Source organism: Phytohabitans sp. LJ34 (genome assembly GCF_052068095.1).
Taxonomy (GTDB): Bacteria; Actinomycetota; Actinomycetes; order Mycobacteriales; family Micromonosporaceae; genus Phytohabitans.
The window spans coordinates 260,041-282,934 of sequence record NZ_JBQHDG010000007.1 but is presented as its reverse complement, the minus strand read 5'-3'; the positions used below and the strand labels follow the sequence as shown (position 1 = coordinate 282,934).

The following is a 22,894-nucleotide window of genomic DNA, read 5'->3' as shown; positions in this document are numbered from 1 at the left end:
GGGTACCCTCGGCCGATGTTCTCGCCTCAAGGCCCGTCGCTGCGCGAGCTGTGCGTCCAGGCGCTGTCCTCGGTCGAGCGCGGCTACGACCTGCTGGCCCCGAAGTTCGACCACACGCCCTTCCGCACACCGCGGAGCATCCTCGACGCGACCGCCCAGGCCTTGTCGGAGCTCGGGCCGTTCCGCGACGGGCTGGACGTGTGTTGCGGCACCGGCGCGGGCATGCATGTGCTCCGCGCCGTGTGCCAGGGGCGGATCACCGGGGTCGACTTCAGCGCCGGCATGCTCGCACAGGCACGCGACGCACACCCGGACGCCACCTGGGTACGGGCCGACGCCCGCGCCATGCCTTTCGCCGGACGCTTCGACCTCGCGGTCACCTTCGGCGCGCTCGGGCACTTCCTACCCGCCGAACGCCCCGCGGTCTTCGAGGGGGTGTACCGCGCCCTGCGTCCCGGCGGGCTGTTCGCCTTCCCGATCGGCGCGCCGCCGCCCCTCACGGCGGTCGCCTACTGGTTCACGCTCGGGTTCGACCTGGCCATGCGGGTCCGCAACGCCGTGTGGCGGCCCCCGTTCGTCATGTACTACCGCACCACCCCGCTGCCCGCGCTCCGCGACGACCTGACGGCGGCCGGCTTCACCGTGACCACCGCCGCGCTGACCGAGCTCGGCCGGCAGCGGGACGGCGACCCGCGCGGCGGGCTCGTCCTCGCCCGCAAGCCGGCATGACGGGTCGCTAAGGTGGGGCCTGTGGATCTTGTGATCGCCGGTGCCCGGGTCGTCGATCCCGAGTCCGGTCTCGACGCGGTGCGCGCGGTCGGCGTCCGTGGTGGCGCCGTCGCGAGCGTGACCGAGACGCCGCCGCCGGCGACCACCGTCCTGGACGCCACCGGGCTCGTCCTGGCGCCCGGCTTCGTCGACCTGCACAGCCACGCGCAGGACCAGGTCGGCATGCGGCTCCAGGCCCTCGACGGCGTGACGACCGCGCTGGAGCTGGAGGCCGGCGGGCTGCCGGTGGCCGTGCGCTACCAGCGTGCCGCCGACGAGGGTCGGCCCATCAACTTCGGGTACTCGGCCGGTTGGCAGGTCAGCCGGATGCACCTGTTCGACGGGGTGCCGGTGGACGGCGACGCGCTGGACGTGGGGCTGGCCAACGTGCACCGGCCGCACTGGCGGCGGCCGGCCGCGCCCGGCGACGTGGACCGGCTGCTCGACCTGCTCGGGCGGGAGGTCGCCGACGGGGCGCTCGGCTTCGGGGTCCTGCTCGGGTACGCACCGGACACCGACCGGTCCGAGTACCTGGCGCTCGCCTCCCTGGCCGCGTCGCTCGGCGTGCCGTGCTGGACCCACATGCGGTACGCGGGGATGGCCGGGGTCGCCGAGGTGCTCGCGGCGGCGGAGCAGACCGGGGCGCGGCTGCACATCTGCCACCTCAACAGCTCCTCCGAGAACGACACCGAGGAGATCTGCGCGGCCATTACCGAGGCTCGGGCCCGCGGCGCGCTGGTCACCACCGAGGCGTACCCGTACGGCGCGGCGTCGACCAACATCGGCGCGCCCTTCCTGTCGCCGGAGGCACTGGCCGATCAGGGCCGCCCGACCACCGTGGTGACCTACCTGGCGACGGGGGAGCGGGTCGCCGACGCGGCCCGGCTGCGCCAGCTGCGCTCCGACGACCCCGGCGGGCTTGTCATCATCGACTTCCGCGACGAGACGGATCCGGTCGAACGCGACCTGCTGCTGCGCTCGCTGCTGCTGACCGACACGGTCGTCGCCACCGACACGATGCCCATTGTGGACGGTGGCGTGCGGCTCGCCGGCGACACGTGGCCGGTGCCGCCGACCGCCCGGGTACACCCGCGCAGCGCCGGCGGGTACGCCCGCACGTTTCGCTGGCTGGTCCGCGAGCTTGGCGCGCTGTCCATGATGGAGGCGGTGCGGCGCTGCTCGCTGCTGCCCGCCCAGATGCTCGAACCTTTCGCACCGGCCATGCGCGACAAGGGCCGGATCCGGCCGGGCGCCGACGCCGACCTCGTGCTCTTCGACCCCGCCACGGTCGCCGACCGGGCCACGTACACGGAGATCCTGCCGTCCGCGGGGATCGCGCACGTACTGGTCAACGGGGAGTTCGTGGTCCGCGACCACGAGCTGGTGCTCGACGCCATGCCGGGCCGGCCGGTCCGCGGCCGCGTCGCCTGACTGACGGGCGTCCCGGGCACGCGACCGACATCGATGGCAGGCTGTGACGTTCCATCTCTAGACTGTGGGCCAAAGGAATCATTTCCAATCTGGGGTCGACGTGCCTGATGCCAGCGCTCTCGACGCGTGCGTGGCGGCGATACTCGATGGACAAGGCCGTGCGGTCGGCGCCGGTTTTCTGGTCGGCCAGGATCAGGTTCTGACGTGTGCGCATGTCGTGGCTCGGTCGCTGGGCCTGCCGGACGACTCGGGGGACACGCCGGGTGATCCGGTGCGGATGGTCTTTCCGCTCGTGGCCGCCGAGCACGTCGTCACGGCTCGGGTGGAGATCTGGGCGCCGCCCCGGCCGGACCACTCGGGCGATATCGCGGGCCTGCGGCTGGTGGAGCGGCCGGCGGGCATCCGCCCGTTGGGGCTGTTGCCGGCCGGCGACGTGTGGCATCACCGGTGTCGGGTGTTCGGGTTTCCGGCCCGGCGCGACGGTGGGGTGTGGTTTTCGGGCCGGTTGCTCGGCCGGCTGGGCAGCGGATGGATCCAGGTCGAGGCGGACGGCGCGGTCGGCTTCCGGATCGCGCCCGGCTTCTCCGGCGCCCCGGTCTGGGACGAGCAGCTCGGCGGCATCGTCGGCATGGCGGTCGCGGCGGAGACAAATCCGGCGTTGCGTACCGCGTACCTGATTCCGAGCGAGCAGATTTTCCAGGCGTGGCCCGAGGTGGTCGCCGCGAGCCGGCCACCGTGCCCGTACCGGGGCCTGGCCCCGTTTCGGGAGGCGGACGCGGAGTTGTTCTTCGGGCGGGACGCGCTCGCCGACCGCCTGGCGCAGCGGGTGACCGGGTCGAGGTTCATCGCCGTCGTCGGGGCGTCGGGGTCCGGCAAGTCGTCTCTGGTGTACGCGGGCCTGCTGCCGCGCGTACGCCCGCGCGGGTTCGCCGTGGCCACGTTCCGGCCGGTGGCCGGGCTGCCCGTGGCCACCATGCTCGCCGACGCCCTGCTGCCGTTGCTCGAGCCGGACGCGAGCGGCGCGCGGGCGTTGGAAGCGCGCGCCACCCTCTCCGCGGCGATCGGGGATGGCCGGCTTGCCGAGCTGCTCGGCGACGTGCTGGCGCGCACCGGAGCCGGGCGCCTGCTGGTGGTGGTGGATCAGTTCGAAGAGCTCGTGGTCGCCGACCGGCGGGCCGCGCGCGAGCTGGCGGAGGTGCTGGTCGCGATCTCGCAAGGGGCGGTTGCCGTGCACGTGACGGTCACCTTGCGCCCGCACCTGCTCGACATCGCCGCGGATCATCTGGCGCTCGACGAAGCGGCCCGGGAGACCGTGTACCTGGTCGGCCCCATGCGCCCGGACGACCTGCGCACCGCGATCGAGGCGCCGCTACGCGACACCGGTGTCGTCTTCGAACCCGGTCTCGTGGAACGGATCGTGGCCGACGTCGACGACGCTCCCGCCGCGCTGACCCTGGTCGAGTTCACCCTGACCCAGCTGTGGGAGACGCAGGACGCCGGGAGGCTGACCCACGCCGCCTACGAAGAGCTCGGCGGCGTGACCGGCGCCCTGACCAGCTACGCCGAGCAGGTCTGGACCGAGCAGCTCGGCGCCGCCCAGCGCACCGCCGCCCGGCGGCTGTTCGTCCAGCTCGTCCGGCCTGACCCGCACGGCGGCACCCGGCGCACCGCACGCGCCGCCGAGCTCGACGCGGAGCTGCTGCCGGTGGCCGAGGTGTTGGCCGCCGGCCGCCTGCTGGTCGCCGGGCACGACCCCGGGGGCGGCCGCAGCTACGACCTCGCCCACGAGGTGCTGGCCGTCCACTGGGACCGGATGCGTGCCTGGCTGGCCGAGGAACGCGACTTCCGCTCCTGGCAGGAAGACCTGCGCGCGAGCATGGACCGCGCGGAGCCGCTGCGCCGCCAGCGGCTTGCCGACGGCGTGCGCTGGCTGCGCGCGCATCCGAGCGACATCAGCGCCGACGAGCGCGACTTCATCCTGGCCAGCCGCCGCCGGCACCGGCGGGTGGCCGTGGCATGGCGAGGCGCCGCCGCGCTCATCGTGGCGTTGCTGGTGTTGACCAGCACGTTCGCGGTGGTGCTGGACAGGCGGTCGGACGAGCTGGACGCTCAGGTACGGGAGAACGCCGCGCAGCTGCTCGGCCACCTCGCCGGGCAGCAGGACCGGAGCCGGCCGGACACCGCCGTCCTGACCGCGATCGCGGCGTACCGGACCAGCCCGCACCCACAAGCGCTGGTGCGCCTGTTCGACCAGTACGACCGCTACCGCGCCACGAGCCGCCTGCTCGACATCGGCGCCGGAGACCTCACCGCGTTCGCGGCGTCCTCGGACGGGTCGGTGATAGCGGCCGCCGGCCGGGACGGAGTGCTGCTCTGGGGGCGGGTGGACCAGCGGCTGGAGCGGGTGGAGACCAGGACGGAGTTCGAGGAGGGCATCGACGCGCGGATCGGGACGCTCGCCGTCAGCCCGGACGGCGCGACGGTCGCGGCGGCCTTCGACGGCGGCCGGATCGCGGTCATCGGCCCGAGCCGCAAGGTCGTCACGCTGCACGACGGTGCGACCACCCCTGATCTGCTGCGCTTCGACGGCCAAGGCCACCGGCTGATCGCGGGCTTCCCCGGCGAAGGGCTACGGATCTTCGACGTGACCCGGGCCACCGCCGAACGCACTCCGGCCGGCCTGCCCGACCGGGCCAACGCCTGGTTCGGGCCAGGTCGACAGCTCGTGGTCGCGACAAGACGCGCCGGAAACACCACTTTGGACGTGTGGGACCTGGCGACCGGTCGCCGGCGCACGCTCACCGCCGGCGCGACAGCGGCCGGAGTCAGCGGCGACGCGCGCACCGCCGTGGCGTGCGTGGACCAGACGCTGCATATCTGGGACCTGGTCACCGGGGCACGACGTCCGCCGGTCACGACCCGCGGAGGCTGTGACGACGGCATCGCCGCTCCCGGCAACCTCCTCGGCGGTGAGATCCTCGTCGACCACAGCGCCCGAGCCGTCGTCCACGACACATTTCGCCGGTCGGACGACGAGCTACCCGGCCGGTCCGCCGAAATGACCGACCTGGAGACCGGCGCCACCGCACACGTCCGGTTGCCCGCCGGCGAGGCGGGGATGCGTCCGGAGATGCTGTTGGGCACCACCTCGCGGGGGTGGTGGCTGGCCACCGCGCTCGGCCCGACCGTCGCCGTGGCGGACGTCGAACCGTCCGCCTTCTCGTCGCTGGACGACGCGCTCGCCACTCCCGGACGTGACCTGGTGCTCGACGCGGACCGGCGGCGCATCGCCACACTCACCCCCGAGGGACCGTGGCTGCGGTTGTGGGACGCCACCACGGGGCAGGAGCTCGGCCGAGCCGACCGACCGCCGGACCTCCCGCGGGTGCCCGAAAACCCGTCCGACCTGTTCGCCCAAACGGAGCGGCTGTACGGGTTCGTCGACAGCGGGCGGACGATCCTGATGGTCGACGCACCGTGGCGGCACCTGCTGGTGTGGGACACCGCCACGATGCGACTCACCGCGCGGATCCCGATACCCGCGGCGCCGGGGGTTCCCCGACCCTCGCCCGGCACGCTGTGGACGTCGATCGCGATCTGTGAACCCGAAGCGGCAACCACGGACACCATCACTGTCTGGTACGGCGGGATGCTCAGCCGCTTCGACATCCGCCGGGGCACCCAGGTCGGCGACGCGGTACAGCCGTGGCGTACCAGGACCGAGCTGCTGGCCACCGGCCACGGCGTGGCCTGCGCGTCCTGGCCCGGACGGCCCGAGGTGGCCGTGCAGGTCGACCAGCGCCGGGTCGAGATGTGGTCGGCCACCGAGGGCACGCGGATCGCCGAGCTGCCGATGCCCGAGGCCGCCGAGGTCCGCGACATGAGGTACACCCCGGACGGGCAACGGCTGATGATCCTCACCGACGGCTCGCTCCAGATGTGGGACGTGGCGCGCCGCCGACTCGACGGGCCCGCGCTGACCGTCTCACCACCCGGCACGATCCCCGAGCTCGTCGGCATCGTCCGCGCCGGCCACCTCACCGGCACGTTGATCGGCATCAAGTCCTCGGACGGTTTCACGCTCTGGAGCTGGGACCGGCGGGCCGCGGTGCTGCACCTGGCCGATGCCGGCGATGTCGACCTCGCCGACGACGGCAACGCTCTTCAGGTGACCGGCAACGTCGGCCGCGCCGTCTATCCGCTCGCCCCCGAGCAGTGGGCCGCACACCTGTGCGCGATCGTGGGTAGGGACCTGACCGCCGACGAACGCGCCACCCTCCCCGCGGGCACCTCGAAGGGCACGATCTGCGGCAAGGATTGAACCGCGCCGAGCCGCCATCGTCGGCTGTCTGTAGCGTTTGAAAACGTGCAGGACGTAATCGTGGTCGGCGGTGGCGCGATGGGCTCGGCCGCCGCCTGGGCCCTCGCCGCGGCCGGCCGCGAGGTGCATCTTCTCGAGCGCTTCGAGGCCGGCCACGACCGCGGCGGCTCGCACGGCGCCACCCGGATCTTCCGGCTCGCTTACCCCGAGCCCGACTACGTCACCCTCGCCCGGCGCGCCCTGCGGCTCTGGCGCGACCTGGAGGAGGAGTCCGGCGTCCCGCTGCTGACCACCACCGGAGCGATCGACCACGGTCCGGACGCGCTGGGCATCGCCGAGGTCCTGGCGGCGCACGGCGTGCCGTTCACGGTCCTCGACGCCGCCGCGGCGAAGCGGCGATGGCCGGGCATGGAGTTCGAGTCGCCCGTCCTGCACCAGCCGGACGGTGGCCGCCTGCTGGCCGACGCGGCGATCCAGGTTCTGCAACGCCTCGCGTCCGAGGCGGGTGCCCGGATCGAGCACGGCCGCCGGGTCACTGGCGTCGCGGTCCGCGGCGACGACGCCGTCGAGGTGTGGACCGCCGAGGGTGTCCTCTCCGCCCGGCACGTCGTCGTCGCGGCCGGCGGGTGGGCCCCCGGCATCCTGCGCGGCGTCCTGGACCTGCCGGCGCTGACCGTCACGCAGGAGCAGCCGGCACACTTCCACGCGCTCGACCCGGGCGCCGGCTGGCCCAGCTTCATCCACTGGCGTGCCGAGCCCGAGCACGCCGCGTACGGGCTGCTCAGCCCCGGCGAGGGCGTCAAGGTGGGATTTCACGGCAGCGGCCCGGTCGTCGACCCGGACCGCCGCGACTTCACCGCGACCGAGGAAGGCAGCCGCCTGCTGCGCGACTACGTCCGGCGCTGGCTGCCCGGGCTCGACCCGGACACCGCCGAGCCGATCAGCTGCCTCTACGACAACACGGCCAGCCACGACTTCGTCATCGACCGGGTCGGACCGGTCACCGTCGCGACCGGGTTCTCGGGGCACGGCTTCAAGTTCGCGCCCGTGATCGGTCGGATCGTCGCGGACCTCGTCATCGGAGCGGCGCCCGCGCCGCCCCGCTTCGCGCTCGCGTCGCGCACCTGATCGACGCGTCAGCCGCGCCCGGCTTCGAGCGGAAGCCGGGCGGAGACCACACCGCCGGTGCCGTCGACGTGCGCCTGTAGCGTGCCGCCGAGCATCTCCGCGCGCTCGCGCATCGACGTGAGCCCGAACCCGGGCACCCATTGCTCGCCGGACCGGCCGTCGTCGCGTACCTCGATCGCCAGTACCTTGTCGTCCGCGCCGTCTTCGAGGCAGAGCGTGACGGTGGCGTGGTGGCCGCCGGAGTGGCGGGCGGCGTTGGTCAGCGCCTCCACGACGATGCGGTACGCCGTCACCTCCACGGCGGCGCCCAGTCCCGGCAGCGGGGCGGGCACCCGCACGTCGACCTCTATCGGGCCGCCGTCCGGGCGGAGCAGGTGGCGGGCGTGCTGGCGCACGGTCTGCTCCAACCCGACCTGGTCCAGGCTGGGCGGGCGGAGGCCTTCGACGAGCCGCCGCACGTCGGTGATCGCCTCTCCCGCCTCGGCCCGCACGCTGACGAGCAACTCCGCGGCGCGCGCCGGGTTTCGGTGCAGGAGGTTCCGCGCGGCGTCGGCGGCGTACGCGACGCCGGTCAGGCGCGGCCCCAGCCCGTCGTGCAGGTCGCGCCGCAGCCGGCGCCGCTCCTCCTCGACCGCCGCGACGATCGAGGCCCGGGACGCCTGGAGGTCCGCGCGAAACCTGCGGGCCTGCATCAGCTGCGCCAGCGCCGGCGCGAGCACCGCCACGACCTGCTCGTCGGTGCGCAGCAGCGCCTGCTGGCCTGGTCGCAGCCCCACGTCGAGGTATCCGAGCGTGCCATCGGCGACGGTCAGGGCGCGCCGGACCGCCGACTCGGGCGGGCGACCGCTGACGGCCACCGCCTGACCCGCCGGGTCGACCAGCGCCGCGTACGGCAGCGCCAACGACTCCCGCAGCGACCGCAGCGCCGGTACGGGGTCGTCGCCGAGCCGTTCGCCCACAGTGGACGCGGCCTCGATCGGATCGCTGCGCGCACCGAACAGCAGCAGCTCGACGACCTGCCTGAGCAGCCGGGAGACCGGTGGGTAGCCCATGGCGCACGCGGCGGCGACCAGGCCGAGCGCACCCGGCGAGAGGACGACCCGATCCCCGGCCACCGTGTCGATCAGCGAGATCACCGACGCGAAGACCGCGAGCACGAGGAGCCCGCCGGCCGCGTGGACGCCCACGGAAAGCGTTATGGCGCGCACGTCCCGGACGCCCGGCGCGGCCAGGCCCACGCAGAAGCACGCCAGAAAGACGGTCCACACGGCGAGGTCGAGCACGGCCGCCAGCACGTCCGAGATGGCGAAGCTCGCCATGGCCGCCAGCAGCGGGCCGGGCAGGGCGCCGAGCGCCAACCACTGGAGCGCGCGGCGGCCGGCGACGTCGGTGTGTTCGAAGCGCCACCACTGCGCGGCGAGCACCAACAGGTACGCCACCAACTCGCCGAGGCCGCTCTTGGCGAACAGGCCGGGATAGACGAGCCCCATCCCGCCGCACAGCGCCACGACGGCCACCGGAGTCCAGCCGAGGCCGGCCGGCGGCTTGTCGTCCGGGTACAGCACGAGCGCGGTCGGGAGCAGCACGACGACGCTCAACACGGCCAACCGGTCAGGCACCCCGCCGGGTCCCGTGACCAGGCGCAGCGCCACCGCCAGCAGACCGGTCGCGGCGGCGGCGAGCAGCAGCCCCAGCAGCCGCGCGGGTACGGTGCCGTCCGGCCATGCCCGCCGCCGCAGTGCGAGGAGAATCAGCACGGCAACGGCGAGCAAGGCCGCGCCGATGCCGAGCGAGAGCCAGATGATCATGACGGTCGGCCCTGGCCCAGCCCGCTGTCGCGGGCCCGCACGATCGCCGCCGAGCGGTCGGTGACCTGGAGCTTCACGAAGATCGACGACAGGTGGTTGGCGACCGTCTTGGGTGCCATGCCGAGCGCCTTGGCGATGGCCGCGTTGCGCCGACCCTGCGCCACGAGCTCGAGCACGTCCCGCTCACGCGGCGTCAGCTCGGGAAACGGCGGCGCGTGCCCGGTGGCGCCGCGCGCGAACAGGCCGAGGACCCGCGTGGCGATGCCCGGGCCGAAGATCGCCTCACCGGCCACCACCGCCTTGAGGGCCCGGTCGATCTCCTCCTGCGCGGCGCCCTTGAGCAGGTATCCACGGGCGCCGGCCTGCATCGCGCTGAACACCACCTCGTCGTCCTCCGCCATCGACAGCACCAGCACGGCGGTGCCGGGACACGCGCGGACGATCCGGCGGGTCGCCTCGACGCCGTCCACCCGCGGCATCATCACGTCCATCACCACCACGTCGGGGCGGTGGAGCTGGACCTCGCGGACCGCCTGCTCGCCATCGGTCGCCTCGCCCACGACCGCGAACCCCTCGAACGACTCGATGAGCGCCCGCAGCCCCTCCCGAACCACGAAATGGTCGTCGACCAGGACGACGGTGATCGGTCCATCGGGCGGTGTCATGGATCCATCATGAGGGCTGCGCTGATCATCGACCCAGGAATACATTCCCGGGTACGGTCGGGAATCTTCCCGGTGCGGCAGGCACGTCGACCGATCCGGCGGGAACGGGCCGGCCCGCAAGCTTTGGCCCAACGGCACCGAAGAACAGGTGCCCTTCCGACCCGGGAGTGATAGTCGTGAAGCTCTCCAAGCTCAACAAGACCGGACTCGTCATCGCCTTCCTGCTCGGCCTGGGCGACATGACCGCGCCGTTCCAGCCGACGCCCGACGACGCCGAGGCGGGCCCGCCCTTCGCCATCCTGGTGCTCGACGGCGTGCTCGGCCTGATCACCGTGATCGCCGTCGTGATCGCCTGGCGCACCGCCAGACGCACCGCCGTCCGCGTCGCCGCGGGTGCCCGGATCATCTCCATGGTCACCGCGCTGCCGGCGTTCTTCGTCGACGTGCCGGCGGCCATCCAGGTCCTCGTCGGTGTCGTGGTCGTGGTCACGATCGCCAGCGTCGCGATGATGCTCACCCCGTCCCGCCAGCCGGTAGCCGTGACCGACTGACCAACTCGTGGCGCGGCGTCATCGTGAAGGATTCGGGTCGCTCCGGTGACCCGAATCCTTAGCTTTGGTCTAAAGACCTTCCAGAGTCGGGCGGCTTTGACCACTGAATCCCTTATTTGGACAGAGATTTGAGCTACCGCGATGTCCGTCGTGGTCCAGACCGTTGCTCCCGCGGCCTCACCCGTCCGCCGTTGGTCGCGCCGGTGGTCGACGTTTGCCCACAATGTCTGTTCTCGAAGTCTGGCCCGTTTGGCTGGTTACGTTGCGTCAGGATGGTGCGGGTGGGGCCCGCGTAGACCCCTTCGGGGCTTGTCTCGCGGAGCTGGCAGTGGACGGCCGGGGAGTTCGGCGAGCGCTGCGAGCCGCCGGCCGGGAGCGGTGCCCGCGGGAGCATACGGTCTACAGCTGACGCGGGCGTGGGCAAATATGTCTCCAGAAACTCACCACGGGCAGACACCCTGACTCCGAAGGGCTTAGATCGGGAAGCGGCCGCGGCGGACCTGCCAGTGGCGGCCGGCCTTCAGGTGGTCGACGATCGCGCGCTGGAGCACGGTGCGGCGCGGGAGCTGGTCGAGCGGGGTGGTCAGCGTGCGGAACACGAACCGCATCACCTCGACGTCGGCGTCGATCCATTCCTGCTTTTCGTAGGGATCCAGCGCGAACCTGCGCTGGAACTTGACGATGTTGGAGTCCTCGGGCAGGTACTCCAGCAGCTGCGGGTCGAGCAGCCACGAGCCGCAGGCGAACTCCGTGTAGTGCTCGTCGGGAAAGTGACGCGGGAAGAACGCGCGGGCCTCGTCGAGCGACGCCGTGACGGACTCCGGGGTCATCGGGCCCGACTCGGGGATGTGCAGGTCGATGGCGGTGCCGCCGCGGTGGTATTGCAGGCGGCCCAGCTCGTAGATGGCGCCGCGGGCGTGCAGCGTCAGCCAGCTCTGCATGACCGGCCAGCCCTCGCGCCGCATCCGCCGGTCGATCGCGAGGTTGCGGCCCAGGTCGGCGAGGGACGCCCAGGATACGGCCTCGGTGACGCCGTGGTCGCGGTGGTAGCCGGTGACGACGCCGACCAGGGCAAGGTACGCGTACACGTAGAGGTGCCGCCAGGCTAGGCCCCGCTCGCGTGGCAGCTCCGGACCGGGCGGCAGCCACTCGTGGCCCCCGAGGTCGGCGCGGACCAGGGCGATCGAGCGGTCGAGCAGCCAGCGCAGCTCGGGTGTCCATAGTGGAGAGTCTGGGTCCGGCCAGCCCGCCATGATCTCGGCGGCGTCGTCCGGCCGCACCGCGAGCCGGTCGAGGAGCGCTTGCGCGTCGGCCTTGGCGGGTAGCGGAGCCGACGGCCGGTCGCCGGCGAGGCGGTGCACGCGGTCGACGTCTTCGACGGGTACCCCGAGCCGGGCGGCGGTGTCGTCCAGATCCACGCGGACGATCCTACGTTCCGGTGTCGCCTCCACTCCCTGTGCCGGCGATGGCTCGGGGGTCAGAGGGCGGTGGGGAGGTGGACCACGAAGCGGCAGCCGTTGGGGATGTTGCGTGCGTCGACGCGGCCGCCGTGTGCTTCGACAAGTCCGCGGACGATGGCCAGCCCGAGCCCGCCGACCGCGCCGTCGGCGCCGCGCGGGGTGCGGGCCGGCTCGCCCCGGAACGCGACGTCGAAGACGCGGGGCAGGTCGGCCTCCGGGATGCCGCCGCAGCTGTCGTCGACGGCGAGCCAGGCGCCGTCGCGGTCGTTGCCGCCGCTGACCCAGATCGTGCCGTCCTGCGGCGTGTATCGCACGGCGTTGAGGAGAAGGTTGGCCAGCACGCGGGCGAGCTCCGGCTCGCTCGCCCGCACCACGGGCCAGCCGGACTCCATCGCCACCAGCCGGATGCCGCGTGTGTCGGCGATCGGCGCGGTCGCCGCGACAGCGTCGGAGACCACGTCGCCGAGCGGCACCGTGGACGGTGACAGCCGGAGCGCGCCGGCGTTGATGCGGGACAGCTCGAACAGGTCGTCGACCAGCCGGGCCATGCGGTCGCTCTCCACGCGGATGCGCCGGTGGTACTCGGCGACCGTGGCCGGGTCGGACACCACGCCGTCTTCGAGGGCTTCCGCCATCGCCCGCAGACCGGCCAGGGGCGTGCGGAGGTCGTGCGATACCCACGCGACAAGGTCGCGGCGGCCCTTCTCCAGGCGCCGCTCCCGTTCGCGGGCCTGGGCTGCCCACACCGCCGCGGCCGCGAGCCGGCGGCCGAACAGCCAGCCGACCGCGACGCTGACCGCGGCGCCGGCGGCCACCGTGGTCAGCACCACCTGGAGGTCGTGCGGGGACAGGAACATGGCCTCGGCGATGACCACGACGCCGGCTGTCACGCTGCCGACGGTCACCGCTATCAGCACCCAGATGTGCGTCATGATCGTGCGGCGGTGCAGCAGCCGGAGGGCCGCCGCGCCGAGGGCACCGATCGCGAGCGCGCCGGCCAGCGCGGCAGCGAAGATCAGTAGCAGGTCGCGCATCGTGTTCAGGCTAGTCCGCTGTGCGCGGCAAAGTGTTTCGAAAGCCTTACGGCCGAGCGCGCCGGGCGCGCAGGCGGCTGGCGGCGGCGCCGAGTAGGACGCAGGCCCAGAGGACCGCCAGCCAGATGGCTAGGCCGCGGACGTAGTCGCGGTCCTGGAGGCCCGGGTTGGGCGGTGCGCGGTGCGGCCGCCAGACGAGGGGTGTCGCGATCAGCAGCAGCGTCCCGGTGACCGCGAGACCGGCCGCGACCCAGCGCCGCCAGGTCCGGCCGGGCAGCAGGCGGGCGAGCGCCAGGCCGGTGAGGCCCACCAGCGGCGCCACCACCGCGTCGTGCAGGACCGGGCCGGCGACAAGCCAGGTCCAGGCGTAGGGCAGCTGCGGGCGCAGCAGCCACGCGCCGTAGGCGGCGAGCGCGAAGCCGGCCGCGGCGAGCAGGAACCGCGTGGCCCTCACGGAAGGACCTCCAGGCGGGTCACCCACTTGGTCTGGAGCACGCCGGGCCGGCTGGGCGCGATGATCCGGCACGGGAAACCGTGGTCGGCGTCCAGCACCTGCCCGTCGACGCGGAGGGCGAGCAGGGTCAGCGGGTCGGCGGCGTGCGGGGCGGGCAGCGTGCTCGCGGCGTACAGGCCGGCCCGCTCCAGCGAGGTGACCCGTACCGCCCGGCCGGTCGGCGCGCCGGCGGTGGCGAGCAGGTCGCGGATCCGCACGCCGGTCCAGCGCGCGGTGGCGCTCCACCCCTCGACGCAGGCGATCGGCAGCGTCTCGGTCCGCTGCGGGAGGGCGGCGAGCTGGTCGAGCGTGAACGCGTGCCGCGCGCCCTCCCACACGACCTCGAGCCGCCAGTCGGCGGGCACCTGGATGCCGGCGGCCGCGGCGGTGCGGTTGACCGGCAGCCCCTGCGGCCCACCCGCCGAACGCCAGGCGAGCGCGGAGACCCGGCGCAGCCACGGCACGGTGATGCCGGCGGTGGCGAGTACGGCCACTGTGGACGCCGCCCACGCGGTGCGCAGGAAGGCCCTCCGGTCGGCGTCCGGGCGGACGCCGAGCCCTTCCCGGGCGACCGGCAGCTTTACCGCGATGTGCACGGCCAGCGCGCCGGCCGCGATCCAGCCGACCGCGTAGTGGGTCTCGATGAAGAAGAACCGCCACGGGTACGACTGGGCGACGTTGAACAGCCCGGTGGCGAGCTCGAAGAACGCGGCGCAGAGCAGCACGAGCACCGATACCCGCTCGGCGAGGCCGCGGTGCCAGGGGCGGATGAACAGGCGCGGGTAGACGCTCCACAGCTTCGCCAGCAGCAACGGGATCGCGGCGATGCCGGAAAGGACGTGCACGCCCTGGGTGATCCGGTAGAGGCTCACCGGCCGGGTGGGCCAGGTGAACCAGCCGGGCGGGTGCTGGGCGGCGTGGCTGAGCAGCCCGGTCAGGAAGCACAGTCCGAACGCGACACCCAGCCACAGTCCGATCCGCGCCGTCACCGCCGGAGCGTGCGCCGGTGCGCGGAAGTCCTCGGGGCGCGGGATCGGGAGCTTCACCGCCGCTCCAGTTCGGCGAACCAGCGCCCGTCACGGTGCAGTACCGCCCGTACGGTGAGCTCGGCGGTGTCCGCGAGCCGGTGCAGAGCCGTCAGGCCGAGGCGGGCCCAGCGAAACGGGGCGGTGCGGTGAGCACGCTCCCCATAGGACAGGTGCGCGTATCCCCGCCACAGCCCGGTGTCGCCGGCGTCGAGCTCGGCCAGCACGGTGCCGCCCGGCCGGAGCAGGGCGGCGCAGCGGCGCAGGAGCCGCACCGGGTCGCCGCCGATGCCGATGTTGCCGTCGACGAGCAGCACGTGCGCCCACCTGCCCTCGCCCGGCACCGGCGCGAACACGTCGCGTCGAAGCGCGCTGCCGCCCCGCCGGCGAGCCTGTGCGACCGCGCCGGCGGAGGTGTCGATGCCGAGCGTCGTCACGCCCCGCGCGGCGAGCGCGGCGGTGAGCCGGCCCGGACCGCAGCCGACGTCGAGCGTGGGCCCGGTGCAGCGTTCCAGCAGCTCGCGGACGGCCGGCTCCGGGCCGTCTCGCCACCGTGAGACCGGCAGGCGGTGCCGCCATCCGTCGGCGGTGACGAGCCAGACCGGCTCCGCGCCGGAATGGTGGTGGGCGCTGTCCCAGACCGCGGCGGCGAACCGCCCGTCTGGCACGGTTTCGGCCACGGACAGCGCGTCTTCCCATGTGTCCACATCGGACAAGACTGGCAGCACCTCCACGTGAAGGCCGATCGCGGTCAGGGCGGACCGGGTGAGACGGCCGGTTTCGGGTGTGGACATCGGCACCTGGCACAGGACCGCGGCGTGGCGCGGATCGCGCACCCCGAGCGCCCACCAGCCGCCGTCCGCGGCCGCCCCGAGCACGGCGTCCACGGCGTCCACGGTGGACAGCCGGTGTGCCGAGGCGGCCAGCAGGCCCGGCGTCACCTGCGGGGTGTCCATGCCGATCTGGAGCACCGGCCGGCGCGGCCAGCGGGCACCGGCGTCCCGGTGCGCGGCGGCGAGGCGTTCGCCGAACCCGTCGCCGCGCTGGCGCAGGACGGTCCAGCCGGCCAGCGCGGCCCGGAGCTCGTCCGCGCGTTCGGCGGCGTCGAGGTCGCCGGTGTACGCCAGGACCGGCGCGACCTCCGGCGTGGCGCGGACGGCGGCGAGCGTGTCGAGCAGCGCGCCGGCCGCGATCCGGGCTGCCTGTACCGGCGTGGCCGGCGGGCAGAGCCGGGTCTTGGCAAGGCCCGCCACCGGAGCCTTCGCCACTACGAGCAGGACCGTCACCGCAGCACCGCCGCCATGTCGCGGGCGGCGCGCAGGGTGCCGCGCACCGAGCCGGAGACCTTGGACCGGGTACCTGCCGTCCGCGGCCGGTATGCCACGGGCAGCTCGACGATCCGCCAGCCGGCCGCGCCGGCGCGCAGCAGCAGTTCCAGCGGGTACCCGAAAGCGCGGTCGCCAACCCCCAGGTCGAGCAGCGCCTCGCGGCGCGCGACCCGCATCGGGGCGATGTCGTGGACGGCCACGCCCCGGCGGCGCAGCCGCGCGGCGAGCAGGGCGTTGCCCGCGCGGGCGTGCCACGGCCAGGCGCCGCGGACGGGGATCCGGCGACCGGCGGCGAGGTCGGCCGTGCCCGCCAGCACGGGCGCGGCGAGGGCGGGCAGCGCGGCGGGGTCCAGCGAGCCGTCGGCGTCCAGGAAGCACACCACCTCCGCGGTCGCCGCCTCCAGGCCGCGGTGCACGGCCGCGCCGTACCCCTTTCTCCGCTCGCTAACCACGGTGGCGCCGTGTGCCGCGGCCACCTCCGGCGACCCGTCCCGCGAGCCGTTGTCGACGACGATCGCCCGGTATCGCGCGGGCAGCGCGGCGAGCACGCCGGGCAGTGCCGCGGCCTCGTCCAGGCACGGCAGCACCACGTCCACATCCGGATCCATACCGGCACCGTAGGCGCGCGCCGGCCGCCGGGAACGGCGCTGCCGCTTACGAAACCCTTACCGTGGCACAGGTTGTTACGAACCTCTGACGGCTCGCTCGTTCCGGTCGCGGCGGCCGCGACACTGCCGTACCGTCACCGGCCATATGAACGGCGGTAAACGGGCGGACCTGTTCGCGCTCGGCGTCGAGGCGGCCCTCGTGGCCGCCGCGTTCGCGGTGGGCGCGGTTCTCCACACGCGGGGTGTGCGGCTGTGGGCCGATGCCGCCCCGATCTTCGGCCAGTGGCGGCCGCACGCCGGCTGGGGCACCCCGGCCGCCGTCGTGGTCGCCGCGCTCGTGGTGTGGCGCGGTCCGTCCTGGGCCCGCCGGCTTCCCTGGGTACGGCTGCTCGCGGCGGCCTATGCGGCGACGGTGGCCTGGATCCTCGCACTCGCCTTTGTGGACGGTTGGCGCGACGGCCTGGCGACCCGGCTCACCCCGGAGGCGGAGTACCTCAACGAGGTGCCGCGGGTGACCGACATCCCAGCGACGCTGGCCGGCTTCGCCGACAAGATCGTGGCCACCGACGCCGGTGTGTGGTCGACGCACACCGCCGGGCATCCGCCCGGTGCCCTGCTCGTCTTCGTCTGGCTGGACCGGATCGGTCTCGGCGGCGGTGGCGCGGCGGCCCTCGCCTGCGTGCTGGCCGGTGCCACGGTCACCGTGTCGGTGCCGGTGGCGCTGCGGTGGCTGGGCGACGAGGCCGCCGCGCGGGCCGTGGTGCCGTACCTGGTGCTGCTTCCCGGCGCGGTGTGGGTGGGTGTGTCCGCGGACGGCATCTTCGCCGCCGTGGTGGCCGCCGGGCTCGCGCTGCTCGCCGCACCCCGCTGGTGGCTCGGCCTCGCCGGCGGTGCGGTGCTGGGCTTCGCGCTCTACCTGTCGTACGGGTTCGTGCTCGCCGGCCTGCTCGCGCTCGCCGTGATCGCGCTGCGCCGCCGGCGCCGCCTCGCCGTGCTGGCGGCCGGCACGACCGGTGCCACCGCCGTCGCGCTCACCTTCACCGCCGCCGGTTTCTGGTGGCCGGAGGGGTACGAGCTGGTGGTCGAGCGCTACTACCAGGGCTGGGCCGCCGACCGCCCCTACGGCTACTGGGTGTGGGCCAACCTCGCTGCCCTTGTGCTCGCCGCCGGACCGGTGCTCCTGCCCGCGCTCCAGAGGACGGTCCGCGCGGTGCGCCGCGACCGGGCCGCGTCGGTCGTGCTGCCCCTCGCCGCGGCGGTCGCGGTGCTGCTGGCCGACCTGTCCGGGCTGAGCAAGGCCGAGGTGGAGCGGATCTGGCTACCGTTTACCGTGTGGCTGGTGGTGGCCGCGGCCCGGCTGCCCGCACCGCACCACCGAGCCTGGCTGATCGCCCAGGCGGGCACGGCGCTGGCCGTCAACCATCTACTGTGGACGTGGTGGTGACCGCGGCCGGCTCGCGCAGCGGGTCGGTGGCAAACGCGGCGACCCCCTCGGCGAAGCCGACCGCCGCCCGGTAGCCGAGCAGCTCGGCCGCCCGGTGCGGCGCGGCGACCACGTGGCGCACGTCCGCGGCCCGCGCGCCACCGGCCACCACCGGCGCCGGCCCACCCATCGCGGCGGCCAGCGTCTCGGCCAGGTCGCCGACGGTGTGCGGCTCGCCGGAACAGATGTTGACCGCGGCGAACCCGCCCGGTGGCGGCGCGGCGGCGAGTGCGAGGGCGTTGGCCCGCGCCACGTCCGTCACGTGCACGAAGTCGCGGCGCTGCCGCCCGTCCTCCAGCACCCGCGGCGCCTCGCCCCGGGCCAGCGCCGAACGGAAGATGGACGCCACGCCGGCGTACGGCGTGTCACGGGGCATCCGAGGGCCGTACACGTTGTGGTAGCGCAGCGCCCACACCGCGCCGCCTACCTGCCGTGCCCAGGCGGCGGCGAGGTGCTCCTGCGCCAGCTTGGTGGCGGCGTAGGTGCTGCGCGGCTCCAGCGGCGCGTCTTCGGGCACCAGGCCCGGCTCCAGCGCGGCACCGCACTCCGTACACAGTGGATCGAACCGGCCGGCGGCGAGGTCCGCCTCCCGGCGCGGGCCGGGGCGGACGGCGCCGTGGGTCCGGCAGGTGTAGCGGCCCTCGCCGTAGACGACCATCGAGCTCGCCAGGACCAGCCGGCGCACACCCGCCCCGTGCATCGCGGCGAGCAGCACCGCGGTGCCGTAGTCGTTGTGGCTCGCGTACGCCGGCGCGTCGGACGGGTCGAGGCCGTGCCCGACCATCGCCGCCTGGTGGCACACCGCGTCCACACCGCGCAGCAGCCGTCGCAGCAGCGCACCGTCACGGACGTCGCCGTCGACCAGGTCGTGCCCGGCGGACCAGGGCGGCGGGCCGCCGCCATGCGTCTGCGGAAGCAACGCGTCGAGCAGGACGACCTCGTGCCCGTCCGCGGCGAGGAGATCGGCGACGTGGGAGCCGACGAAGCCGGCACCGCCGGTGACCAGAATCCGCACACCCGCACCGTACGGCCCGCGGCGCCCCGCCGGACCGCTGTGCGCCGACTCGTAAGCACCCCACAACAACTCCGCCGCGGTCGGCCGCTTCCGCTCAGGCGGCGCGCGGCAGCAGGCGGAAGGTCACCGCGGCGGCCTTGTCTCCGACGACGGTGCCGACGATCGCGGGCCCGTGCCTGTCGTACTTGCTGTGGTAGGCGGCATCGACACCGGCATGGACCGCGGGGTCGGCGTCGGCGAAGGTGACGTCGCGTTCCACGCCGCCGGCGCGGATCCGGCCGCTGCCGCTGGCCTTGGCCCGGCGGTACCAGGGGTTGTCCGAGCCGTAGGCGGAGCGGATGTACAGCTCGTCACCGGCCCGCACCACCCAGATCGTCACGTACGGGCGCAGGCTGCCGTCGGCGCGGCGAGAGGTGACCTGTAGCTCCTCGGCGCCGCCGACCCGGCGCAGCTCGTCTTCGGTCCATGCGGTCTCCACGGCTCCGACGTTACGTCCGCCTCCGCGCAGATGGGAGGTTCTGCCGGTACCCGGCTCGCCCGCACGCGAAGTGTGCTGGTAGGAGTGCGTAGTGACTGAATCGGGGGCGGAGGCCCTCCCCGCGGACTCGGACGTCGACCTGCGGATGCCCCGGCAGCGTGCGGAGTTGCGGCGGGCGCCGTGGGCCGTGCTGTCGGTGATCTCCGCCGGCGGCGCGCTCGGGGCGTCCGCCCGGTATGGGCTCGACCGGGCGTTTCCCGCCGCTCCGGATGGCTTCCCGTGGGCGATCTTCTGGGTGAACGTCTCCGGTTGCCTGCTGATCGGCGTGCTCATGGTCCTGGTCGTCGACGTGTGGACCGGCCGCCCGCTGGTGCGGCCGTTTCTGGGCGTCGGGGTGCTGGGCGGGTTCACCACGTTCTCCACCTACGCGGTCGACATCCAGCGCCTCGTCGACACGGGCGCGGCCGGTACCGGGCTGCTGTACCTGGCCGGCACCCTGCTCGCGGCGCTGGCGGCGACGTGGGTGGGGCTCGGCGTCACCCGGTGGACGGTCGTCCGGGCCCGCGGCGGGACACCGGCGTGAGCGCCCTGCTGCTGGTCGTGGCCGGGGCCATGGTCGGGGCGCCGCTGCGCTACCTGACCGACCGGTTCGTGCAGGCCCGCCACGACTCGCGGTTTCCGTGGGGCACCTGGTCGGTCAACGTGGCCGGCTCGTTCCTGCTCGGCCTGCTGGCCGCCGGCGTGGCCGCGGGCGGCGTGTCCGACGAGGTGATGGCGCTGGCGGGCGTCGGGTTCTGCGGGGCGCTCACCACCTACTCCACCTTCGGGTACGAGACGATCCGGCTGGTCGAGGACCGCGCCTACTTCTACGCCGCGGCGTACGTGACCGGCAGCGTGGCGGCCGGGCTCGGCGCGGCCTTCTGCGGCGTCGCGGTCGCCGAGGCGATCTGGGCCTGAACCCGGGGCTCGCGGGCTCGTCAGCGGGGATTGCCGGATCGCCAGGCCACGTAGTCGGCGACCGCGGCGGCGACGTCGAAGGCCGGCGCGAACCCGGTGTCCTTGGTGAGCCGGGTGATGTCGAGGTGAGGTCCCGGCTGTCCGCCGGGCAGCAGGTCGAGCTCCAGGCCCGGAGTGATCGCCTGGAGGCCGTCCACGAGCTCGCGGTGGGTGAACCCCCGGCCGCTGGAGACGTTGTACGTGTCGTGGCGCAGGGTCTCCGTGGTCATCAGCAGGGCGATCGCGCGCCCGGCGTCGGGTGCGTAGCAGGAGTCGCCGCCGTCGCCGGCATGCAGCGGACCCGGCCGCTCGCCGCGGAGTACCGCGCTGATGTACGGCGGGATGGCGTTGAACGGCGACTCCGGGTCCATGAGCGGCCCCCACGTGCTGCCGATCCGCAGCACGACCGGCTGGACACCGCTGCCCTGAAGGGCGTGCGTGGTGATCGGCTCGACGGCCTTCTTGAAGGCGACGATCAGGTGCGGCAGGTCCGCGGTGGGCAGCGCCAGCTCCTCGTGCCAGGGGGTCTCGCTCGCGCCGAGGTACACGCCGAGGCTGCTGGCGACCGCGAACCGGCGCACGCCCCAGGCGCGAGCGGCGTCCAGCGCGTTGAGCAGGCCGGTCATGTCGGTGCGGAAGAAGGCGACCGGGTCCTCGCCGGGGATGCTGCCGGCGAGGTGGACGATGTCGCTGACGTCGTAGCGACCGCCGAGGGCGAGAAACGCGTCCCGGTCGGTGACGTCGAGGCGTTCCACGGCGACCTTGCCGGCGAGAAACGACGGGATCTCGGCCCTGCGGTGCGAGGTGACGACGACCTCCTGTCCGAGGTCGACGAGCGCGCGGGCGGTGTGGGCGCCGATCATGCCGAGCCCGCCGGTGACGAGGATCATCGGACCACCTCGTTCGCCGAGACCGCGCCCGAACTCCTCTGGCCCGCGGGCGTGCGACCACTGATGTAACCGTCGACCGAGACGGAGTGGGCGCTGATTACCTTGCTCATGTCCCTCCTTGGATGGCTTGCGGGAAGTCGAAGAACCGGTCCGGGTCGTAGGCGTCCTTGACCGCGGCCAACCGGTGGCGGTTGCCCGCGTGGTACGCCGCGGCCCAGTCGTCGAGCGCGAGGTCCGGAAAGTTGGGGTAGACCCGGCCCGACCCGTGGGCGTGGGCGGTCGCCCAGGAGCCGTCGACCCACTGGTCGGCCGGTGCGGCGATGTGTTCGAGCAGGAAGCGCTCGCCGCGGTGGGCGAACGCGGTGGCGTCCTCGGCGACCCTGTTGTACGCCCCGCCCATCGCGGTGAAAGCGAGCTGCCGCCGGCCCCCGGCCCGTGGCTCGCCGAGCCGGGCCAGCAGCGACGCGATCGTGTCCTCGGGCAGCGCGCGTGCGAAGAACTCCGACCGCGTGCGCGTGGCGGGCGCGTCCCGGGGGCCAGCGAAACCGCTCTTCAGCTGGTGGAAGGGGAGGCCGGCGCGCAGCGCGAACGCGCGGCCGGTGAGCTCGCGCAGCAGCGCCGCGGTCGGCTTCTCGCCGAGGGTGGACGCACCGAAGAGGGTGGCCCGGACGGGTACCCCGGGCTCGGAGTCGAGGGCGAGGTTGACGGTGAGCCCGTCCGGCGCGTCCGGTGCCCAGGTTTGCCAGGCGGCGACCAGGTCCTCGACGGCGACGTCCGACCAGCGCGCCTCGACGCGGGTGGTCGTCGGCTCGGCGACGGTGTCGAACCGCAGCGACGTGACCACGGCGAACTGGCCGCCGCCCGCGCCGCGCAGCGCCCAGAACAGGTCCGGTTCGCGGTCGTGGTCGCAGTCCACGACGCTGCCGTCGGCGAGCACGACCCGCGCGCCGACGAGGCGGTCGCAGGTCAGCCCGTGCTGGCGGCCGAGCAGGCCGATGCCGCCGCCGAGCGTGAGACCGGTGATGCCGACGGTCGGACCGCACCCGGCCGGCAGGGTCCGGCCGTGGGCGTGCAGGGCCGCGTACACCGCCGCCAGGCGGGCGCCGGCCCCGATCGTGGCGACCCCGTCGCCGGCCACCGAGATGCCGTCGAGGCCAGACATGTCGAGCACGATCCCGTCCGTCGACGAGCGGCCCGCGAAGCAGTGCCCGCCGCCGCGGACGGCGAGGCGGTCCCCGGTGGCCGCCGCGTGGAGGACGGTGCGGGTGACGTCCGCGACCGAGCGGCACCGCACCACGAGCCGAGGGCGTGTGTCCCGGTACGCGGCGCCGGCCGGGCGGCGGACCGCGTCGTAGCCCGGCGAGTCGGGCGCGAACGCTTCGCCGTCGAGCGCGAGATCAGGCACATACGCG

General features: G+C 74.0%; 20 protein-coding genes. 8 read left to right on the top strand and 12 right to left on the bottom strand.

What is annotated here, in order from left to right; all coding sequences use genetic code 11:
* The first annotated feature begins 15 nt into the window (after positions 1 to 15).
* The 4 genes from ACTMTJ_RS15415 (at position 16) to solA (ending at position 7,648) form a co-directional block, all read left to right on the top strand.
* A complete protein-coding gene (locus ACTMTJ_RS15415) occupies positions 16 to 729 on the top strand; it encodes a class I SAM-dependent methyltransferase (RefSeq protein WP_441217079.1) in 714 nt (237 codons plus the stop codon).
* A 21-nt stretch (positions 730 to 750) separates the two neighbouring features.
* Positions 751 to 2,199 (top strand): amidohydrolase family protein, encoded by a 1,449-nt coding sequence (locus tag ACTMTJ_RS15410; RefSeq protein ID WP_441217078.1) that lies wholly within the window; start codon positions 751 to 753, stop codon positions 2,197 to 2,199.
* Between the two features lie 64 nt (positions 2,200 to 2,263).
* Entirely contained in the window at positions 2,264 to 6,520 is a 4,257-nt protein-coding gene (locus ACTMTJ_RS15405) for an nSTAND1 domain-containing NTPase (RefSeq protein WP_441217077.1), read from the top strand.
* Between the two features lie 45 nt (positions 6,521 to 6,565).
* Positions 6,566 to 7,648 (top strand): N-methyl-L-tryptophan oxidase, encoded by a 1,083-nt coding sequence (gene solA, locus ACTMTJ_RS15400; RefSeq protein ID WP_441217076.1) that lies wholly within the window; start codon positions 6,566 to 6,568, stop codon positions 7,646 to 7,648.
* Between the two features lie 8 nt (positions 7,649 to 7,656).
* On the opposite strand, the gene ACTMTJ_RS15395 is transcribed toward solA, so the two are convergent.
* Positions 7,657 to 9,456: a sensor histidine kinase gene (locus ACTMTJ_RS15395; RefSeq protein WP_441217075.1), complete on the bottom strand. Its 1,800-nt coding sequence runs from the start codon at positions 9,454 to 9,456 to the stop codon at positions 7,657 to 7,659.
* Positions 9,453 to 10,121, bottom strand: a complete 669-nt coding sequence (locus ACTMTJ_RS15390; protein WP_441217074.1) for a response regulator — start codon at positions 10,119 to 10,121, stop codon at positions 9,453 to 9,455. The genes ACTMTJ_RS15395 and ACTMTJ_RS15390 overlap by 4 nt, the downstream gene beginning before the upstream one ends.
* A gap of 176 nt (positions 10,122 to 10,297) precedes the next feature.
* Here ACTMTJ_RS15390 and ACTMTJ_RS15385 point away from each other — a divergent pair, with 176 nt between their 5' ends.
* On the top strand, positions 10,298 to 10,672 hold the full coding sequence (locus ACTMTJ_RS15385) for a hypothetical protein (RefSeq protein WP_441217073.1): 375 nt from the start codon (positions 10,298 to 10,300) through the stop codon (positions 10,670 to 10,672).
* Positions 10,673 to 11,145: 473 nt separating this feature from the next.
* On the opposite strand, the gene ACTMTJ_RS15380 is transcribed toward ACTMTJ_RS15385, so the two are convergent.
* The 6 genes from ACTMTJ_RS15380 to ACTMTJ_RS15355 are packed head-to-tail and all read right to left on the bottom strand — an operon-like array spanning position 11,146 to position 16,620.
* Positions 11,146 to 12,090, bottom strand: coding sequence for an acyltransferase domain-containing protein (locus ACTMTJ_RS15380; RefSeq protein WP_441217072.1), 945 nt, complete (start codon positions 12,088 to 12,090; stop codon positions 11,146 to 11,148).
* Between the two features lie 59 nt (positions 12,091 to 12,149).
* Positions 12,150 to 13,166 (bottom strand): sensor histidine kinase, encoded by a 1,017-nt coding sequence (locus ACTMTJ_RS15375; protein ID WP_441217071.1) that lies wholly within the window; start codon positions 13,164 to 13,166, stop codon positions 12,150 to 12,152.
* A gap of 46 nt (positions 13,167 to 13,212) precedes the next feature.
* Positions 13,213 to 13,620: a hypothetical protein gene (locus ACTMTJ_RS15370; protein WP_441217070.1), complete on the bottom strand. Its 408-nt coding sequence runs from the start codon at positions 13,618 to 13,620 to the stop codon at positions 13,213 to 13,215.
* Positions 13,617 to 14,705 carry a molybdopterin-dependent oxidoreductase gene (locus tag ACTMTJ_RS15365; RefSeq protein ID WP_441217069.1) on the bottom strand — a complete coding sequence of 363 codons (1,089 nt, stop codon included), beginning with the start codon at positions 14,703 to 14,705 and terminating at the stop codon, positions 13,617 to 13,619. The genes ACTMTJ_RS15370 and ACTMTJ_RS15365 overlap by 4 nt, the downstream gene beginning before the upstream one ends.
* Positions 14,702 to 15,970, bottom strand: a complete 1,269-nt coding sequence (locus ACTMTJ_RS15360; RefSeq protein WP_441217068.1) for a DUF2064 domain-containing protein — start codon at positions 15,968 to 15,970, stop codon at positions 14,702 to 14,704. The genes ACTMTJ_RS15365 and ACTMTJ_RS15360 overlap by 4 nt, the downstream gene beginning before the upstream one ends.
* Positions 15,967 to 16,620, bottom strand: a complete 654-nt coding sequence (locus ACTMTJ_RS15355; protein WP_441217067.1) for a glycosyltransferase family 2 protein — start codon at positions 16,618 to 16,620, stop codon at positions 15,967 to 15,969. The genes ACTMTJ_RS15360 and ACTMTJ_RS15355 overlap by 4 nt, the downstream gene beginning before the upstream one ends.
* 145 nt (positions 16,621 to 16,765) lie before the next feature.
* Between ACTMTJ_RS15355 and ACTMTJ_RS15350 the strand changes: the two genes are divergently transcribed.
* The gene (locus tag ACTMTJ_RS15350; protein WP_441217066.1) at positions 16,766 to 18,064 is read left to right on the top strand and encodes a hypothetical protein; all 1,299 of its coding nucleotides are present in this window, start codon (positions 16,766 to 16,768) and stop codon (positions 18,062 to 18,064) included.
* On the opposite strand, the gene ACTMTJ_RS15345 is transcribed toward ACTMTJ_RS15350, so the two are convergent.
* Complete coding sequence (locus ACTMTJ_RS15345; protein ID WP_441217065.1) at positions 18,036 to 19,118, bottom strand: NAD-dependent epimerase/dehydratase family protein; 1,083 nt, start codon at positions 19,116 to 19,118, stop codon at positions 18,036 to 18,038. The two genes, ACTMTJ_RS15350 and ACTMTJ_RS15345, sit on opposite strands and share 29 nt — an antisense overlap.
* 94 nt (positions 19,119 to 19,212) lie before the next feature.
* Positions 19,213 to 19,596 (bottom strand): DUF2255 family protein, encoded by a 384-nt coding sequence (locus tag ACTMTJ_RS15340; protein WP_441217064.1) that lies wholly within the window; start codon positions 19,594 to 19,596, stop codon positions 19,213 to 19,215.
* Positions 19,597 to 19,741: 145 nt separating this feature from the next.
* Between ACTMTJ_RS15340 and crcB (ACTMTJ_RS15335) the strand changes: the two genes are divergently transcribed.
* Both crcB (ACTMTJ_RS15335) and crcB (ACTMTJ_RS15330) read left to right on the top strand, forming a co-directional pair.
* On the top strand, positions 19,742 to 20,179 hold the full coding sequence (gene crcB / locus ACTMTJ_RS15335) for a fluoride efflux transporter CrcB (RefSeq protein ID WP_441217167.1): 438 nt from the start codon (positions 19,742 to 19,744) through the stop codon (positions 20,177 to 20,179).
* Positions 20,176 to 20,553 carry a fluoride efflux transporter CrcB gene (crcB, locus tag ACTMTJ_RS15330; RefSeq protein WP_441217063.1) on the top strand — a complete coding sequence of 126 codons (378 nt, stop codon included), beginning with the start codon at positions 20,176 to 20,178 and terminating at the stop codon, positions 20,551 to 20,553. The genes crcB (ACTMTJ_RS15335) and crcB (ACTMTJ_RS15330) overlap by 4 nt, the downstream gene beginning before the upstream one ends.
* Before the next feature lie 20 nt (positions 20,554 to 20,573).
* On the opposite strand, the gene ACTMTJ_RS15325 is transcribed toward crcB (ACTMTJ_RS15330), so the two are convergent.
* Both ACTMTJ_RS15325 and ACTMTJ_RS15320 read right to left on the bottom strand, forming a co-directional pair.
* Positions 20,574 to 21,482 carry an NAD-dependent epimerase/dehydratase family protein gene (locus ACTMTJ_RS15325; RefSeq protein WP_441217062.1) on the bottom strand — a complete coding sequence of 303 codons (909 nt, stop codon included), beginning with the start codon at positions 21,480 to 21,482 and terminating at the stop codon, positions 20,574 to 20,576.
* 106 nt (positions 21,483 to 21,588) lie between these two features.
* Complete coding sequence (locus ACTMTJ_RS15320; RefSeq protein WP_441217061.1) at positions 21,589 to 22,887, bottom strand: FAD-binding oxidoreductase; 1,299 nt, start codon at positions 22,885 to 22,887, stop codon at positions 21,589 to 21,591.
* Positions 22,888 to 22,894: the final 7 nt, after the last annotated feature.

What these genes read in the sequence shown, in the direction of transcription:
- ACTMTJ_RS15415 (WP_441217079.1), top strand. Translation starts at nt 16, where the DNA reads ATGTTCTCGCCTCAAGGCCCGTCGCTGCGCGAGCTGTGCGTCCAGGCG.
- ACTMTJ_RS15325 (WP_441217062.1), bottom strand. Translation starts at nt 21,482, where the DNA reads ATGATCCTCGTCACCGGCGGGCTCGGCATGATCGGCGCCCACACCGCC.
- ACTMTJ_RS15395 (WP_441217075.1), bottom strand. Translation starts at nt 9,456, where the DNA reads ATGATCATCTGGCTCTCGCTCGGCATCGGCGCGGCCTTGCTCGCCGTT.
- ACTMTJ_RS15375 (WP_441217071.1), bottom strand. Translation starts at nt 13,166, where the DNA reads ATGCGCGACCTGCTACTGATCTTCGCTGCCGCGCTGGCCGGCGCGCTC.
- ACTMTJ_RS15390 (WP_441217074.1), bottom strand. Translation starts at nt 10,121, where the DNA reads ATGACACCGCCCGATGGACCGATCACCGTCGTCCTGGTCGACGACCAT.
- ACTMTJ_RS15355 (WP_441217067.1), bottom strand. Translation starts at nt 16,620, where the DNA reads ATGGATCCGGATGTGGACGTGGTGCTGCCGTGCCTGGACGAGGCCGCG.
- crcB (WP_441217167.1), top strand. Translation starts at nt 19,742, where the DNA reads ATGCCCCGGCAGCGTGCGGAGTTGCGGCGGGCGCCGTGGGCCGTGCTG.
- ACTMTJ_RS15350 (WP_441217066.1), top strand. Translation starts at nt 16,766, where the DNA reads ATGAACGGCGGTAAACGGGCGGACCTGTTCGCGCTCGGCGTCGAGGCG.